This is a genomic window from Paenibacillus sp. IHBB 3054 (genome assembly GCF_051594305.1).
GTDB lineage: Bacteria > Bacillota > Bacilli > Paenibacillales > Paenibacillaceae > Paenibacillus_AQ.
In genome coordinates, this window is the sequence record NZ_JBOFBG010000006.1 from 47,258 (window position 1) to 61,586 (window position 14,329).

Annotated in this window: 11 protein-coding genes, 1 tRNA gene and 1 riboswitch; of the genes, 8 read left to right on the forward strand and 4 right to left on the reverse strand. The window is 49.3% G+C overall.

The window, feature by feature from the left end:
- Nucleotides 1–14 precede the first annotated feature (14 nt).
- Entirely contained in the window at nucleotides 15–1,061 is a 1,047-nt protein-coding gene (locus tag ACQ76X_RS09435; RefSeq protein ID WP_438493527.1) for a sensor histidine kinase, read from the forward strand.
- A 136-nt stretch (nucleotides 1,062–1,197) separates the two neighbouring features.
- Nucleotides 1,198–1,785, forward strand: a complete 588-nt coding sequence (locus tag ACQ76X_RS09440) for a class I SAM-dependent methyltransferase (protein ID WP_438493252.1) — start codon at nucleotides 1,198–1,200, stop codon at nucleotides 1,783–1,785.
- A gap of 212 nt (nucleotides 1,786–1,997) precedes the next feature.
- On the opposite strand, the gene ACQ76X_RS09445 is transcribed toward ACQ76X_RS09440, so the two are convergent.
- Together ACQ76X_RS09445 and ACQ76X_RS09450 are read right to left on the reverse strand one after the other, a co-directional pair.
- Nucleotides 1,998–2,069, reverse strand: a tRNA-Thr gene (locus ACQ76X_RS09445).
- Nucleotides 2,070–2,149: 80 nt separating this feature from the next.
- Nucleotides 2,150–2,458: an MTH1187 family thiamine-binding protein gene (locus tag ACQ76X_RS09450; protein WP_341089485.1), complete on the reverse strand. Its 309-nt coding sequence runs from the start codon at nucleotides 2,456–2,458 to the stop codon at nucleotides 2,150–2,152.
- 432 nt (nucleotides 2,459–2,890) lie between these two features.
- Nucleotides 2,891–3,121, forward strand: a riboswitch (cobalamin riboswitch).
- 335 nt (nucleotides 3,122–3,456) lie between these two features.
- On the opposite strand from ACQ76X_RS09450, the gene ACQ76X_RS09455 reads away from it, so the two are divergent.
- The 4 genes from ACQ76X_RS09455 (at nucleotide 3,457) to ACQ76X_RS09470 (ending at nucleotide 10,141) form a co-directional block, all read left to right on the forward strand.
- Nucleotides 3,457–5,442 carry an anaerobic ribonucleoside triphosphate reductase gene (locus tag ACQ76X_RS09455; protein WP_438493254.1) on the forward strand — a complete coding sequence of 662 codons (1,986 nt, stop codon included), beginning with the start codon at nucleotides 3,457–3,459 and terminating at the stop codon, nucleotides 5,440–5,442.
- Nucleotides 5,439–5,954 (forward strand): anaerobic ribonucleoside-triphosphate reductase activating protein, encoded by a 516-nt coding sequence (gene nrdG / locus ACQ76X_RS09460; protein WP_038585284.1) that lies wholly within the window; start codon nucleotides 5,439–5,441, stop codon nucleotides 5,952–5,954. The genes ACQ76X_RS09455 and nrdG overlap by 4 nt, the downstream gene beginning before the upstream one ends.
- A 209-nt stretch (nucleotides 5,955–6,163) precedes the next feature.
- Entirely contained in the window at nucleotides 6,164–8,497 is a 2,334-nt protein-coding gene (locus tag ACQ76X_RS09465) for a ribonucleoside-diphosphate reductase subunit alpha (RefSeq protein WP_438493256.1), read from the forward strand.
- 612 nt (nucleotides 8,498–9,109) lie between these two features.
- Nucleotides 9,110–10,141: a ribonucleotide-diphosphate reductase subunit beta gene (locus ACQ76X_RS09470; RefSeq protein WP_076113857.1), complete on the forward strand. Its 1,032-nt coding sequence runs from the start codon at nucleotides 9,110–9,112 to the stop codon at nucleotides 10,139–10,141.
- A gap of 113 nt (nucleotides 10,142–10,254) precedes the next feature.
- Here ACQ76X_RS09470 and ACQ76X_RS09475 read toward each other — a convergent pair whose 3' ends face one another.
- Complete coding sequence (locus ACQ76X_RS09475) at nucleotides 10,255–11,196, reverse strand: helix-turn-helix transcriptional regulator (RefSeq protein ID WP_438493259.1); 942 nt, start codon at nucleotides 11,194–11,196, stop codon at nucleotides 10,255–10,257.
- A 91-nt stretch (nucleotides 11,197–11,287) separates the two neighbouring features.
- Between ACQ76X_RS09475 and ACQ76X_RS09480 the strand changes: the two genes are divergently transcribed.
- A complete protein-coding gene (locus tag ACQ76X_RS09480; protein ID WP_438493261.1) occupies nucleotides 11,288–11,704 on the forward strand; it encodes a pyridoxamine 5'-phosphate oxidase family protein in 417 nt (138 codons plus the stop codon).
- A 160-nt stretch (nucleotides 11,705–11,864) separates the two neighbouring features.
- Here ACQ76X_RS09480 and ssuE read toward each other — a convergent pair whose 3' ends face one another.
- Nucleotides 11,865–12,419, reverse strand: a complete 555-nt coding sequence (gene ssuE / locus ACQ76X_RS09485; RefSeq protein ID WP_438493263.1) for an NADPH-dependent FMN reductase — start codon at nucleotides 12,417–12,419, stop codon at nucleotides 11,865–11,867.
- A 406-nt stretch (nucleotides 12,420–12,825) separates the two neighbouring features.
- Between ssuE and serS the strand changes: the two genes are divergently transcribed.
- Nucleotides 12,826–14,121: a serine--tRNA ligase gene (serS, locus tag ACQ76X_RS09490; protein ID WP_438493264.1), complete on the forward strand. Its 1,296-nt coding sequence runs from the start codon at nucleotides 12,826–12,828 to the stop codon at nucleotides 14,119–14,121.
- The last annotated feature ends 208 nt before the right edge of the window (nucleotides 14,122–14,329 follow it).

The window sequence follows — 14,329 nt, forward strand, 5'->3', positions numbered from 1 at the left end:
GCATTTTAATCAGAATGCTGCTAAGTTTAATTATTGCTGTTGCTATAAATAATTTGTTCATTTTATTATTCATAAAGGTTGGAACCGGAATGCAATGGGATTGGTTTGTACAATTTTTCCCTTATTCTCTTACCCCTTTGTATATTTTTATATTTATTTTTACTTTTTTAGTTCTGACACGAGGTATCGTTAAAGACTTAATCACTTTGGAACGTGGACTTCAAATTATTTCTGAAGGTGATTTGAGCCATCGGGTATCTATTGATCGACAAGATGAGCTCGGGCGTGTCGCGTTTAACATTAATCGAATGACAGAACGTTTGCACCAGCAGATTTTAAATGAACGTGAAATAGAGAAATCAAAGATGGAGATGATCACTGGTATTTCACATGACTTGCGTACTCCTCTTACAAGTATTATCGGATATATTGAGCTTTTAAGAACAAATTCATTTCAAGATAAAGAAGAATATACGCGATTTGTTCAAAACACATATAACAAAGCTATTCTTTTGAAGAAATTGCTCGATGACTTGTTTGAATATACCCGGCTCACTTCGGTCGACTCCCGCTTAGATCTGAGAAGGATAGATCTATTTCAACTTTTGGATCAATTGCTTTTTGAGTTTGAACCCATTGCTCAAGAAAACGGTGTACAAATTGTAAAAACGATCGGTGACTCCCCAATCATTATGGTCATTGACAGTGAAAAAATTGCCAGAGCAATCGATAATCTTCTGATGAACGCCTTAAAGTATTCCTTAAAGCCGGGAACAATTTGCATTCGAATGAAAACGGATTATGAACAAATTACGATTGAGGTCGAAAATAAAGGAACTCCGCTTACGCAAGATCAAGAGGAAAAACTGTTTGATCGTTTTTATAAGGTTGACCATTCAAGAAGTAGCGAAGGTATCCAAACTGGAGCAGGACTGGGTCTTTCCATCGCTAGGAATATTGCTGAGTTACATCGAGGCACCTTAATGCTTAATCATGTTAACAATGTATTTACATTCCAACTGAAATTGCCTATAGCTCCATTAGCTAACACTGTGAGTTAAAGCTGTTTCTTCATGCCTTTCTATTGGGATAGGGTGTACGTTTAGATTTTCTTTAGAACTATACACATAAAACCCTCAGAAATTTTCGTTAAAATTCTAAAGGGCCAGAAAATGTTATACCTTGGAGGGTAAATAAATGAATATTCCCGAATACCAGCTTTTTCTGCAAGGATTCCTCAAAAATCCGCAACGAGTTGGAAGTATTCTGCCCAGTTCGCGATTTCTGGCAGCTAAAATTGTTCAGTCTGTACCATGGAATGAGGTTAAGTCAGTTGCAGAACTTGGATCAGGTACAGGTGCAATCACACGCTACATCAAGGCACAGTTAACTGATTCTGCAAAAGTGTTTTTGTTTGAAAGAGACAAAAAAATGAGGGAGAGCTTGAAAGTAAAATATCCGCACTTCATTTTTCATTCAAACGCTAGCTACCTTGTAAAGAAAATAAATCAAGAAGGCATCAATCAGTTAGACTGTATTATTTGCGGATTACCATTTTTCAATTTCACGAGTGAAATGCAGGAAACTATACTTTCTCAGATTGTTAGGTCACTCAAACCAGGCGGGGTTTTAATCGCTTACCAATACTCTCTTCAAATGAAAAAAAAATTCACTGAACAATTAATCATAGAGAAAATCGAGTTTGTGCCCTATAACTTCCCTCCAACATTTGTGTATGTTTGTCGTCGGGATGAGCTGATTGACGTTGGAAAGAGCAGCTTCTGAAACAGGGCTTACTCCACATGAACATATAGGGCAAGATGATTAAATCTACAATCCTCCGGGGTATTGGTGACTTAATCACAAGCGGAAAAGACCTGCTTTTGGTAGAAGAATCAACCCCGGAAATCACTTTACTTGAATAAAGGGTAGAAGAATTAAAAAAAGCGCAGCCTCCGAAATTCCGGAAAGCCGCGCCATGATTGAGTTGCTAAGGATGCTGGTGAAGGGAATTGAACCCCCGGCCTACGCATTACGAGTGCGTTGCTCTACCCCTGAGCTACACCAGCTTAAAGCATTTTTTCTGTCAAACAAAAATATTATACAACTTTCAGCCAAAAACGCAACCTTTTTTCACAATATCCGGGCTTCAATTCTCCTGCAGCTTGCGTTCAACGGATTGCAGCTTGCTGCGGCTTGTAGACGGCTTGTCGCGGCGGTCATCAATCTTCAGCGACGTGGATACCCGCTGCGCCCCGGCAGCGAAAGGAGACTCATGCAGCGCTTCTACGGCAGCCAGAATCCGCGGGATCGGTCCTTCGATAATCGTCCCCATGGATGTAAGCTCATAAGTGATCCCTTCCACTCCCCTGAGCACACGCTGCATATCGGCCACATAGCTGCTAAGGCTCGTGCTGCCTGTGCCGATCGGAATTACGGTAACTTCGCCAATTGCCATCCTGAACCCCTCCTTAATATGCTGTAAAGCAAAACCCTTTATGAAAACTTCCTCGTGTCAACTCATTCCGGACATAAACCTAAAACTCCTGATACATGTCTCCAGCCTGTTCTTATTGTAGCAACTCCGCCGCACACTCACAAACCGCCGCGAGGATTGTTGCACCATTTAACACCATCCGTAACCCTTCGCCCCCCCGTATTTCTCCGTTAGGCATTCCAGTGTCACGCTCACTATATTTATGGAGTCTTTGTGGCATCTTTTAAGACAATTTATGACTTTATCCAGACACTTTTTGCACCCGGCTTGTGGATTACCTGTGGACTAACTGTGGATCATTTGTGAGTAAAACCGCAGAACCCGCTCCCCGCGCGGAGTTTCAAAAAATGGTTTACAAACACAACATATTGGGTTATTTTTATCTAACGACAACAAAATATAGTGGAAACAGGTGTTTCGCTCTTTCAAGCGAGCTGAAGCTTAATAGGGAAACGCGGTGCAAATCCGCTGTGGTCCCGCCACTGTAACCGGATGCCTGCAGGCTTTCTGAAGCCCGCGAAGCAGCGTCTACCGGCAATAGCCACTGAGGGGCGGTAAAGCTCTCGGGAAGGCGCCGGAAGATTCACCGGAAGCCAGGAGACCTGCCTGTTTCGCCGACACCATCATTCATGCCTGCGAGGACCAGGTGAGGTGTCCGCAATGCGGCCTGCACAAGCAGACATAGCCTTCCCGTGTTTTAAGGAGCCAAGGCTGCCGATACCTGAAGGCGATAAACCGTTATCGCCCTCAGGTATCGGCTTCTGCGGAATATATAAGAACAGGACAGAGATTACCCCTGTCCCCTGCTTGTATGTTCATCAAGACAACCGGCAAATATCCTTTAAGGATATTTCGTACGCATTCGGGCATTTCCCGCCTCCTCGGCGGGAGATGCTTTTTTACTGCTATCAGGAAGTATATACTTCGTTCTTACTATACCGAGGGGAGAGAGCTAGACAATGACGCTGCTGGAGAAACGGTACAACGGTGGACAAGCTGCACAGGAAGTTCTTTTGGAGGAAGTTATTCATTTGGGACGGGATATTATCGACAGCCGGGATTTGGATCTGCTGCGCGAGAATGCCAATTTGAACGGAGAAAGCTTCTCCGGCAAAATGAGCAAATTCGGCAGTGAATATTCCAAGTGGTATGCCCGCAACTTCACGATGCCGCCACAGCTCGTGCAGGCTATTCAGGATAATGTCGTGTACGTCCACGATCTGGATCAATATGCCATCGGAACGACCAACTGCATCTTCATCCCGTTTGAGCGCCTTCTCCGCGAAGGCTTCAATACCGGCAACGGCAGTGTCCGTCCTCCGAACTCGATTATGACCGCAATGTCGCTGGTTGCGATTATTTTCCAATCCCAGCAAAATGCCCAGTACGGCGGCGTATCCGCCAATAAACTGGATTACGATCTTGCCCCGTACGTGACCAAATCCTTCGCCAAGCTGTTCCGCAAGGGACTGGAATACTTTGAAGAAGGACAAGCCGGTGATCACCTCGGCGAAATCACGATGAGCCGCAGCGATCTGGCGGAGCAGTATCCGCGCGCCTTCCGCTTTGCGCAGAAAGAGACCGAAAGCGAAACACTACAGGCAGCAGAGAGTATGATACATAATCTCAATACGATGTCCAGCCGTTCCGGCGGACAGATTCCTTTTACCAGCATCAACTATGGCACCTGTACCTCCCCCGAAGGCCAGCTTGTGATCAGTTCCCTGCTGACTGCCACCATGAACGGCCTCGGCAGCGGAGAAACACCGGTGTTTCCGATCCAAATCTTCAAATGCAAGCAAGGCGTCAACCAGAAGCAGGGCGATCCGAACTATGAGCTGTTCCTTAAAGCAGCCGAATGTTCCGCACGCAGACTGTATCCGAACTTTGCCAATCTGGATGCTCCGCTCAATATGCAGTACTATGATCCAGCTGACCCGGACACTGAATTTGCTACGATGGGCTGCCGCACCCGGGTACTGGGTGACCGTTTCGGACGCGATCACTGCTCAGGCAAAGGCAATCTGTCCTTCAACACCCTTAATCTGGTCCGTCTAGGCCTCGCTCACGGCACTGTGACAGGCCGCCGTCTTGCTCCCGACGAGGAAGGCTTCTACGACGACCTGAATCATTATATGGATATTGCGCTGGAGGGCCTGCTGCACCGTTTCCGGATCCAGGCGGCCCAAAAAGCCAAAGCCTCCGATTTCATGATGCGCGAAGGCGTCTGGGAAGGCGGCGAACAGCTTGCTCCAGAGGACAGCGTAGGCGATCTGCTGAAGCACGGCAGTCTGTCGCTCGGCTTCATCGGTATGGCGGAGTGCATGAAGGCCATGTACGGCAAACATCATGGCGAGGACATGGAGGTCCATGCCAAAGCGCTCGCCGTTGTCCGCCATATGCGTGAGTACTGCGACCGCAAGAGCGAAGAACTTGATCTTAACATCACGCTGTTTGCAACACCTGCCGAAGGCTTGTCCGGCAAATTCACCAAGGTGGACCACAAGGTGCTTGGCTCAATTCCCGGCGTAACCGACCGCGAATATTATACGAACTCCTTCCACATTCCGGTGTATTACGAGATCAGCGCGGCCAAGAAGATTAGCCTTGAGGCCCCTTTCCATGAGTACTGCAACGCCGGAGCCATTTCCTATGTGGAACTGAACGGCAATGCCCGCAGCAACCCGGCGGCTTTTGTCAAAATCATCCGCTACGCGCTGGAGCAGGAAATCAGCTATTTCAGCATTAACCACCCGATTGACCGCTGCTCCGGCTGCGGCTATGAAGGGGTTATCGGCACGAACTGCCCTTCCTGCGGTGCGCATGAGCATGACACCCATATCCGCCGCCTGCGCCGGGTAACCGGATATTTGACCGGCGACTACCAGACCCGCTTCAACGCCGCCAAGCAGGCTGAAGTAAGAGACCGCATCAAGCATCTATGAATATTTGCGGTTACTACCCGGAATCAATTAATGAGGGAGAGGGCATGCGGGCCGTCCTCTTCCTCAGCGGCTGCCGCCACCGCTGCCCGGGCTGCTTCAATCCGAAAACGTGGAATTTCAATTTCGGTGAAGTGTTCACCCTGGAGCGGCAGCGTGAGATTATTGCTGAAATTGCCGCTAATCCGCTGTTGGACGGCCTGACGCTGGCCGGCGGGGACCCTTTTTTCTCGGCAGAAGAGGCTGCGGGCTTTATCCATGAGCTTCGCGCCGTGCTGCCGGATTTCTCAATTTGGATTTATACCGGTTATACGTATGAAGAGCTAACGGCTTCTCCTGGCTCGCCGGAATGGAATCTGCTGGCCTTGTGCCATGTAGTGATTGACGGACGATTTGTAGAAGAGCTAAAAGATACTACCCTTCCCTACCGGGGAAGCAGCAACCAGCGGATTATCGACATTCCGGCCAGCCTTGCCGGCAAGGAAATCATCCATTGGCAGCCTGCTGTACTTTAGCTTCTTGGAAATATAAATTTCATGGTATACTTTAAGCTTCTGTTTTCCGCAGACTCGGATTCTAGCACGCGATACGATCTATCGCCTGTTTCGAAAGCACGCGCTTTGAAATGTCGGCTGAGCCGCCATTTCCTGGCCGCTTTCTGCGCTATAATATATCAATTTTTAATATTGAAAATTAAACCCAAATACGAAAGGATGAATCCCCTATGCCAGAACTCGTAGTGAAACCCGACAACCGCCAATTGGCTTTTGATCAAATCCGCCTCTCCGTTTACGCCGACCGTATCCTGAACGGCCTTGAGCAATTAAGCAAAGAAACCTTGCTGCGCGGGGTGCAGTCCAAGCTTCGCCGGAGTGAGGTCAGCGGAGAAGAAATCAGCAGCGCCTTCACCATGAGCGCCCTTGAGCTCGTAACCAAAGAAGAACCGGACTGGAAGTTCGCTGCTGCCCGCTCGCTTTTGACGACCCTATACAAAAAAGCCGCAGTTAACCGCCGCTATAAAGCATACCCGGATGAGCCATACGGCGAATTGTACCCGCTGATTTCCGATCTGGTGAAGAAGGGCATCTACCGTGAAGAGCTTCTGACCCACTACACCAAAGAACAGATTGCCGAGCTTGGCAGCTGCATTGATTATACACGCGACCTGCTGTTCGATTACATCGGCTTGCTTACCCTGTCCGACCGTTACCTGGCCCATGACTTTGACGGGCGTGTGATGGAGCTTCCGCAGGAGCGTTATATGATTATCGCTATGTTCCTCATGCACACAGAGCCGGAAGAGAAACGTCTGGATCTGGTCAAAGAAGCCTACTGGGCGATGAGCAACATCTACATGACTGCTGCAACGCCAACGATGTCCAACGCTGGTAAAAAGGTTGCCGGACAGCTCTCCAGCTGCTTCATCGACACCGTCGACGACTCGCTCGAAGGTATCTTCGACTCCAACACCGACGTAGCCCGGCTGAGCAAAATGGGCGGCGGCATCGGCGTCTACCTCGGCAAGGTGCGGGCCCGCGGCTCCGATATCCGCGGCCACAAGAACACCAGCTCCGGCGTTATCCCATGGATCCGCCAGTTGAACAATACCGCCGTCAGCGTCGACCAATTGGGTACCCGCAAGGGTGCGGTTGCCGTTTATCTCGACGTCTTCCATAAAGATATTCTCGCCTTCCTCGACCTGAAGCTGAACAACGGCGACGAGCGGATGCGCGCGCATGATGTGTTCCACGGCGTCTGCCTGCCGGATCTGTTCATGGAGGCCGTAGAAGCGCGCGGCCACTGGAACCTTTTCTGCCCACATGAGGTGAAGAAGGTAATGGGCTGGAAAGATGCGAATGGCCGCGCACTTGGCCTTGAGGATTTCTATGACGAAAAGCTTGGCCAAGGCGCATTCCGCGACAAATATGCCGAAGCTACCGCCAATCTGGAGCTGTCCCGCATTACGGTTCCGGCCATCGACATTATGAAGCGTATTATGAAATCACAGCTGGAAACCGGCACACCTTACATGTTCTACCGCGATACGGTGAACCGCTCCAACCCGAACCGGCACCAGGGGATGGTCTTCTCCTCCAACCTGTGCACGGAAATTATGCAGAACCAGTCGCCAACGGTCATTGAGAGTGAAGAGCTGGTTACCAAAGACGGCCAGACCCGGATCGTCATCTCGAAGGTTCCCGGCGACTTCGTAGTCTGCAACCTGAACTCCATCCACCTGGCACGCGCCATCCCGGCCGGAGTGCTGGAGCGGCTGGTGCCGATTCAGGTACGCATGCTCGACAACGTCATCGACATTAACAATATCGAAGTGCTGCAAGCGCAGTACACAAACAGCCAATACCGTGCAGTCGGCCTCGGTACCTTCGGCCTGCATCACCTGCTGGCGCTGGAGGGCATCCGCTGGGAGTCCGACGAAGCCGTGGAATACAATAATCACCTGTATGAGCACATCAACTATCTGTTGGTACGCTCCAGCATGGAGCTGGCCCGCGAGAAGGGCCGCTATCCGAAGTTTGCCGGCTCCGACTGGGATACCGGAGCCTACTTCGACTCGCGCGGTTATACAAGCGGCGAGCAGGAAGGCAAATATGTGACAACTGAGCAGTGGCGTGAGCTGCAGCAGGAAGTAGCCAAAGACGGCGTACGTAATGCCTGGATGTTCGCGATTGCTCCAAACGGCTCGACCTCGATCATCGCCGGCTCCACAGCCAGTATTGATCCTCTGTACGAGCTGCTCTCCTACGAGGAGAAAACAACCTACAAGATCGCCAACCCGGCACCCGATCTGTCCGAGAAGACAATTTGGTACTACAAAACGGCGTTCTTGATTGACCAGAACTGGTCTATTCGCATGGCCTCAGCCCGCCAGCGCCACGTCGATCAGGGCCAGAGCTTCAATCTGTACGTGACGCCGGACATCAAGGCCACCGATTTCCTGAACCTGCATCTGAACGCCTGGAAGGGCGGACTCAAGTCGACGTATTATGTGCGGAGCCGTGCATTAACCATAGAAGAGTGTGAATCTTGCGCGAGCTAAGCCTTTCATTCCAACTTTAAAACCCAGCGCAATAACCGTCACTGCGAGGAATGTTTGGACCTCCGGCCGCTGTTATACTCAGATTTCTTGATTAATACCGTATTTACGGTTGAAATCCGAGTATAAAGGCGAACGCTAACGCTCCTCCAATTCCAAACTTCCTCTCCGTGACTAAGCGCTGGTTTTTAAAGTAAGCATTCACCAGTTAGCTGCGCGAACGATGTCCCAATATCAAGATTGGCGGTTGACCAATTCAGGCTTCCTCTTCCTTGTTCAATGCGCAGCATGCCATTTTTTACCCATTTTTAATCAATAACGGGAATTCCTGCCGCTACCTGTGCCCCTGGATTGAAAATCGCAGAAGGAACGGGAATTCTGCCCGCTAAGTTTTCACAAAAGGGCTCTATTTGATAAACAGTCCATAATAGCGACATGAATTCCCTCTATAAGAATAAATAGAACCATTCATACAAAATTACCGGGTGACTTTCCCGTTACCCCCGCAGGAACCAGGAAGTTCCCCCTCTCCGTTTGGAAGCCCGCTTCCGGCGAAAGGGCATGTCGGCGGGAACCCGTCCACAGTTTGAGCACAAAATACAGGAGGGAAACAAAATGCAACTGCAAAAGATTTTTAATACAGAAGCGCCGAATATGTCTACCCGCATCATTGACGGGGAATGCTCGGGTATTCTGAACTGGAACGATATCCGCATGCCGCATATGTATAAGCTGTACAAGGTGCTGCTGCTCAACCACTGGATCGCCGATGAAATTCCGATGTCCAAGGACGCCCAGCAGTTCCCGATGCTTGAAGCTGAAGAACAGCGTGTGTTCAAGATCAACATCTCCCTGCTCGCGGTGCTGGACTCCATGCAGACCATGTTTGTGGGCGACGTAAAGCGGTATTTTACCGACTCTTCCCTGGAGGCGATCTCCGCGATCATCGGGCAGCAGGAGGTTGTGCACAACCAATCCTACTCCTACGTCCTCTCTTCCATCGTTTCGGACAGCGAGCAGAAGGAAATCTTCGAATACTGGAAACATGATCCGGTCCTGCTGGAGCGCAACCAGTTCATCTCCGATATTTATCAGGAGTTCCGCGACGAGCCGTCGAAAGAAACCTTTTTCCGCGCGCTGGTAGCCGATCTCATTCTGGAAGGCATTTTCTTCTACAGCACGTTTGCTTTCTTCTACAATCTGGCCCGTGACCAGAAGATGATGGCAACGAGCCAGATGATCTCCTACATCCAGCGCGACGAGAACCAGCATTGCTACTTCTTCGCGGAAGTGTTCAAGCAGCTGCTCGCGGATTTCCCAGAGCTCAACACTCCGGAGAATATGGATTACGTGTACCGCACCATCGACCGCGCCGTAGAGCTGGAAACCAACTGGGGTCACTACACACTCACCAACGTGCGCGGCATTGACATGAACGAGCTGAGCGATTATATCAAATACACCGCTAACAAACGCCTGACCCTCATGGGCATGGAAAAAGCCTATAAAGGCGTGGACGTCAACTGCATGCCATGGATCAAGCCTTTCTCTGACGAAGCGCTGAACGCCACCAAAACCGATTTCTTCGAAGCTAAGTCGCGTAATTACGGCAAAGTCGGCGACGACAACGGGTTCGACGATTTGTAAGATTCGACCCAGCCGGCTGCAGATAGCAGGTCCAGGAAATAACCTCAAAAACCCGGAAAAAGCCTTGGATAATCAAGGTTCTCCGGTTTTTTGCCTCTTCTGCTATTCAAAAGTCACAGCTTTTTATAATATCCTGATATCCTCTCTAGTTCAGCAACAACTAAATTTTTCAAGCAAGAAGGCTGGATAGAGATAATAGCTGTTCCATATTTGATGAAATAGCTCGAAATAAATTTTTCTTCTCCTTTATTATAAAATCCACAGATTGCATATTTCTCCTTATTCACACTTAACGTCATAGACGGATAATGCTCCTTATAGAACAAATCCACTGCCTTTTCCGAAATCTCCACCTCAAAATCAACGGCCCCCTCTAATTTATACATGTCAGCAGGGGATGACGTTAGCTCTTCCGCTTTTTTGGAAGGATGATCCTTCAATTCCTGTATTGATATTATTTTGTCGCACCTAAAAACCTGTACCTGATTATTCTTAAAATTAAATCCTGTGGCATACCACTGTCCATAAGATGCTGAGATATCAAAAAACTGAATCGTATAGGATTCCCCGGCACCATTTTTAGCATATCCAAGCTCGCATACTTTTTCCTCCAGCGCGGTTCTTAGAATTTCCTGGAGAAAAGGACTGCTGTTAGCATGCTTGTATGTCTCCAGCTTTAATAATCGTTCCATTTGGAAGACCCTTAGTATCTGCTCACTGGAAAGACAGGATTCGAACTTCTTCTTCAATTTTTCAACACTTAAATGAAAGGGTGTCGATTGATATGTTTTTAGTGTCAGCATTGAAAAATACAAAGCGTATACTTCATCTACTGTAAACACAATAGGTGACAACAATCTGTTTTTCAAGATCCCATATTTTCCGTATCGCCCCAATTCAGAAAAGATAGGCATCCCTATTTCCTCTAATGACTGGATATCCCGCAAGGCTGTGCTTTTAGAGATATTGTATCTGTCCATAATGTCCTTTAAGTTAAATTGCTCCTGCCCGTTCAGAAAAATAATCATATCGTTTATCCGTTCCGACTTTTTCATTTGTTATCTCCTTACGTTTTGAAAGGTGTCAAAATATGATACCTTTCAGCAGTATACTTTACATGCAGGAGATATTAAAGGAGGAATAATTGTGGATACGAAAAGAGAGTTTTTAAGAATGATGGCACAGCAAACAGAAATAGCATTGGCAACCATTGCAGAAAATCACCCGAAGGTTAGAATTGTAAATTTTTATTACGATGACAGATCACATTCCCTTTTCTTTTCAACGTTTGCCGACAATCAGAAAGTCAATGAGATAGAAAAAAACAACAGAGTGGCATTCACAACCATTCCATCGAGCGGCAATGAGCATGTAAAAGCGGAAGGTCTTGCTGTAAAAAGCGCAAAAAACATTCATGATGTACAAGACGGATTCATCCATAAAATTCCCGACTACAAAAACACCATTGAGCAGGCTGGTGATTTCCTGATATTATTTGAAATTAAGTTTGAAACTGCTATTGTAACTTTAGATTTCGAAAATACTGGTATTTACTCAATTTAAGAGCAGATATAAACCGGACTTGAACCGTCCTCATGATCCCGCACGAGATGCAGCCAGTCTGCGCAGCACCCTCTTCCACACATCAAAGAGCCCCCTGAATCCACCGGATAAAAGGAGCTCTTTGGTATTATAGTACGAGAGACATAGTTAGCGCAGCCGGTTACTCTCCGGCCTTGCGGGCCGCTTTATGCGCAGTCTCTTCCGCCAGTTCCGCCAGTACGCTGTTCAGCCGCAGCTTGAGTTCCTCGGCCAGTTCAACTATGCCCTGATCGCCCCGCACAGCCTGTGAGTCCACGGCATATACGCCGCCTAGAATATGCCGCGCGCCGAGCACGGACAATACCGGCTTCAGTGCGTAGTCTATGGTGAGCAAATGTGCCAGGCTGCCGCCCATAAAGAGCGGGAGCACGATTTTGCCGGCCAGTCCTTTTTGCGGGATCAAATCAAGGAAGGTCTTGAGCACACCAGTATAGGAGGCTTTATACACCGGACTAACCACGATTACTGCATCTGCTTCGGCTACATGACCATTGGCTTTGACGATCGCTTCACTTTCAAACTTGGTGTGGATCAAATCCTCCGCCGGCAGCTCAGCGACATTAATGCGCTCCACCTCAAACCCGCGCCCGCGTAAATCGGCCTCCGCATATTCAATAACCGCGTTGATCCGCGATACCAGGGACGGCGTTCCGTTGATCACAACTATTTTGCCCATTTCTCCACCTCTTCCGTTCATTTCACAATATATGCAAGACGCACCTAATCTCAAGCCTAAATACTTTAAATTAGTAATAATCCTATCAAAGAGCAAGGATTAATGTCAAACAGGAATTACCCTTGCACCCCGCAAAATCATGGGATATAATAAGCGGCAATACTATATCCCGACCAGGCCAATGAACGGCATCCAACCGCGAGGCGTCTGCGACCGGAGCATTTACTTGTTCCCTAAGTTTACCGGGTTTCGCCCGTTACCGCGAAGACCAAAGAGGATCGAATTCCGCTACTGAAGCAGCTTTACTGGGATTCGGTCAACCTGGGTGGCACCGCGAGCTGACGCTCCTCGTCCCATGGATGAGGGCGTTTTTTGCATTTTTTTAAACCAAAAGGAGCGAAGCGGTATGCTGGACATGAACTGGATCAGGGAGAATGAGGAACTCGTAAGAAACACGGCGGTGTGGAAAAAGGTGAATTTCCCGCTGGATGAATTGCTGGAATGGGACGATAAGCGGCGGGGTTTACGCCGGGACACGGAGCAGCACCGGGCACAGCGCAATACGCTGACCAAAGAAGTGGAACAGCTGCTGCGACAAGGCGACACCCCAGGCGGAGAAGCTGCCAAGGAGCAGGTGCGGAAGATCAACGTCCTGCTCGGCAAGCTTGAAGCTGATCTGGCGGAGGCGGACCGCCGCTGCGGAGAGCTGCAGCTGCTCGCGCCGAACCCGGTATCGGGCGATACGCCCATCGGCGACGATGACAGCCAGAATGTGGAGCTGCGGCGGACCGGTGCGCTGCCGGATTTCGGCTTCGCGCCACGCGATCATGTCGAGCTCGGCGAACTGCATGATATCATCGATATACCGCGTGGCGTCAAGGCTGGCGGACCGCGCAGCTATGTGCTGAAAGGCGCGGGTCTGAACCTGCATCTCGCTGTGCAGAGGCTGGCCCTGGATGTGCTCGCAGCACGCGGCTTCACGACAATGGATGTGCCGGTCATCGTCCGGCCGGAGGCGCTGGAGCGGACGGGATTTTTCCCCGGCGGCATGGATCAGACCTATGAGCTGACCGGTGAAAAACGCTGGCTGGCCGGAACCTCGGAAGTGTCGCTTGTTTCATTATATAGCGATGAGATTGTCGATCTTGCGGAGCCTATGCGGTTAGCCGGGATGTCCACCTGCTTCCGCCGCGAAGTCGGCTCAGCGGGACGCGATGTGCACGGCCTGTACCGCGTGCATCAGTTCTCGAAGATCGAACAGGTTGTGTTATGCAGAGGCGATAACAAGGTCTCGGAGCAAATGCTGCAGGAAATTCTGGCGAATGCCGAGCATATTTTGCAGCTGCTCGAGCTGCCTTACCGGGTCGTGGCCGTCTGCAGCGGCGATATGGCGCTGAAAACGCATAAGCAGTACGACATCGAGACCTGGATGCCCAGCAGAGGCGCTTATGGGGAGACCCATTCGGCTTCGAACCTGCTCGATTTTCAGGCCCGCCGTTCGGGCATTCGTTACCGGGATGAGGACGGACGGCTGCATTACTGCCACACCTTGAACAACACCGCAGTGGCTACGCCGCGGATTTTGATTCCGCTGCTCGAGAACCATCAGCAGGAGGACGGAACGATTTATATTCCGAAGGCACTCCAGCCTTATATGGGGGGCTTAGACTCCCTCCCTGCTCCGGCACAGACAGAGAAATAGCAGAATACGATCCTGCAAATCTTTTTATCGTTTCACAAATGCCCTTGGCCTTACCGCGGCCGGGGGCATTTTTACGTTCTCTTCACATAAACATAACATACAAATAACACTAACCAACTCAGAAAAAGACAATCTCAGACCTATCATTTCATAAATTCAACACAACTCTTTGGATTGGACGAGAAAAACATCATCGTCTTTTGTGCTC

Coding starts and splice junctions, on each gene's coding strand:
- ACQ76X_RS09435 (WP_438493527.1), top strand. CDS start 15: ATGCTGCTAAGTTTAATTATTGCTGTTGCTATAAATAATTTGTTCATT.
- ACQ76X_RS09440 (WP_438493252.1), top strand. CDS start 1,198: ATGAATATTCCCGAATACCAGCTTTTTCTGCAAGGATTCCTCAAAAAT.
- ACQ76X_RS09450 (WP_341089485.1), bottom strand. CDS start 2,458: ATGGCAATTGGCGAAGTTACCGTAATTCCGATCGGCACAGGCAGCACG.
- ACQ76X_RS09455 (WP_438493254.1), top strand. CDS start 3,457: ATGACGCTGCTGGAGAAACGGTACAACGGTGGACAAGCTGCACAGGAA.
- nrdG (WP_038585284.1), top strand. CDS start 5,439: ATGAATATTTGCGGTTACTACCCGGAATCAATTAATGAGGGAGAGGGC.
- ACQ76X_RS09465 (WP_438493256.1), top strand. CDS start 6,164: ATGCCAGAACTCGTAGTGAAACCCGACAACCGCCAATTGGCTTTTGAT.
- ACQ76X_RS09470 (WP_076113857.1), top strand. CDS start 9,110: ATGCAACTGCAAAAGATTTTTAATACAGAAGCGCCGAATATGTCTACC.
- ACQ76X_RS09475 (WP_438493259.1), bottom strand. CDS start 11,196: ATGAAAAAGTCGGAACGGATAAACGATATGATTATTTTTCTGAACGGG.
- ssuE (WP_438493263.1), bottom strand. CDS start 12,419: ATGGGCAAAATAGTTGTGATCAACGGAACGCCGTCCCTGGTATCGCGG.
- serS (WP_438493264.1), top strand. CDS start 12,826: ATGCTGGACATGAACTGGATCAGGGAGAATGAGGAACTCGTAAGAAAC.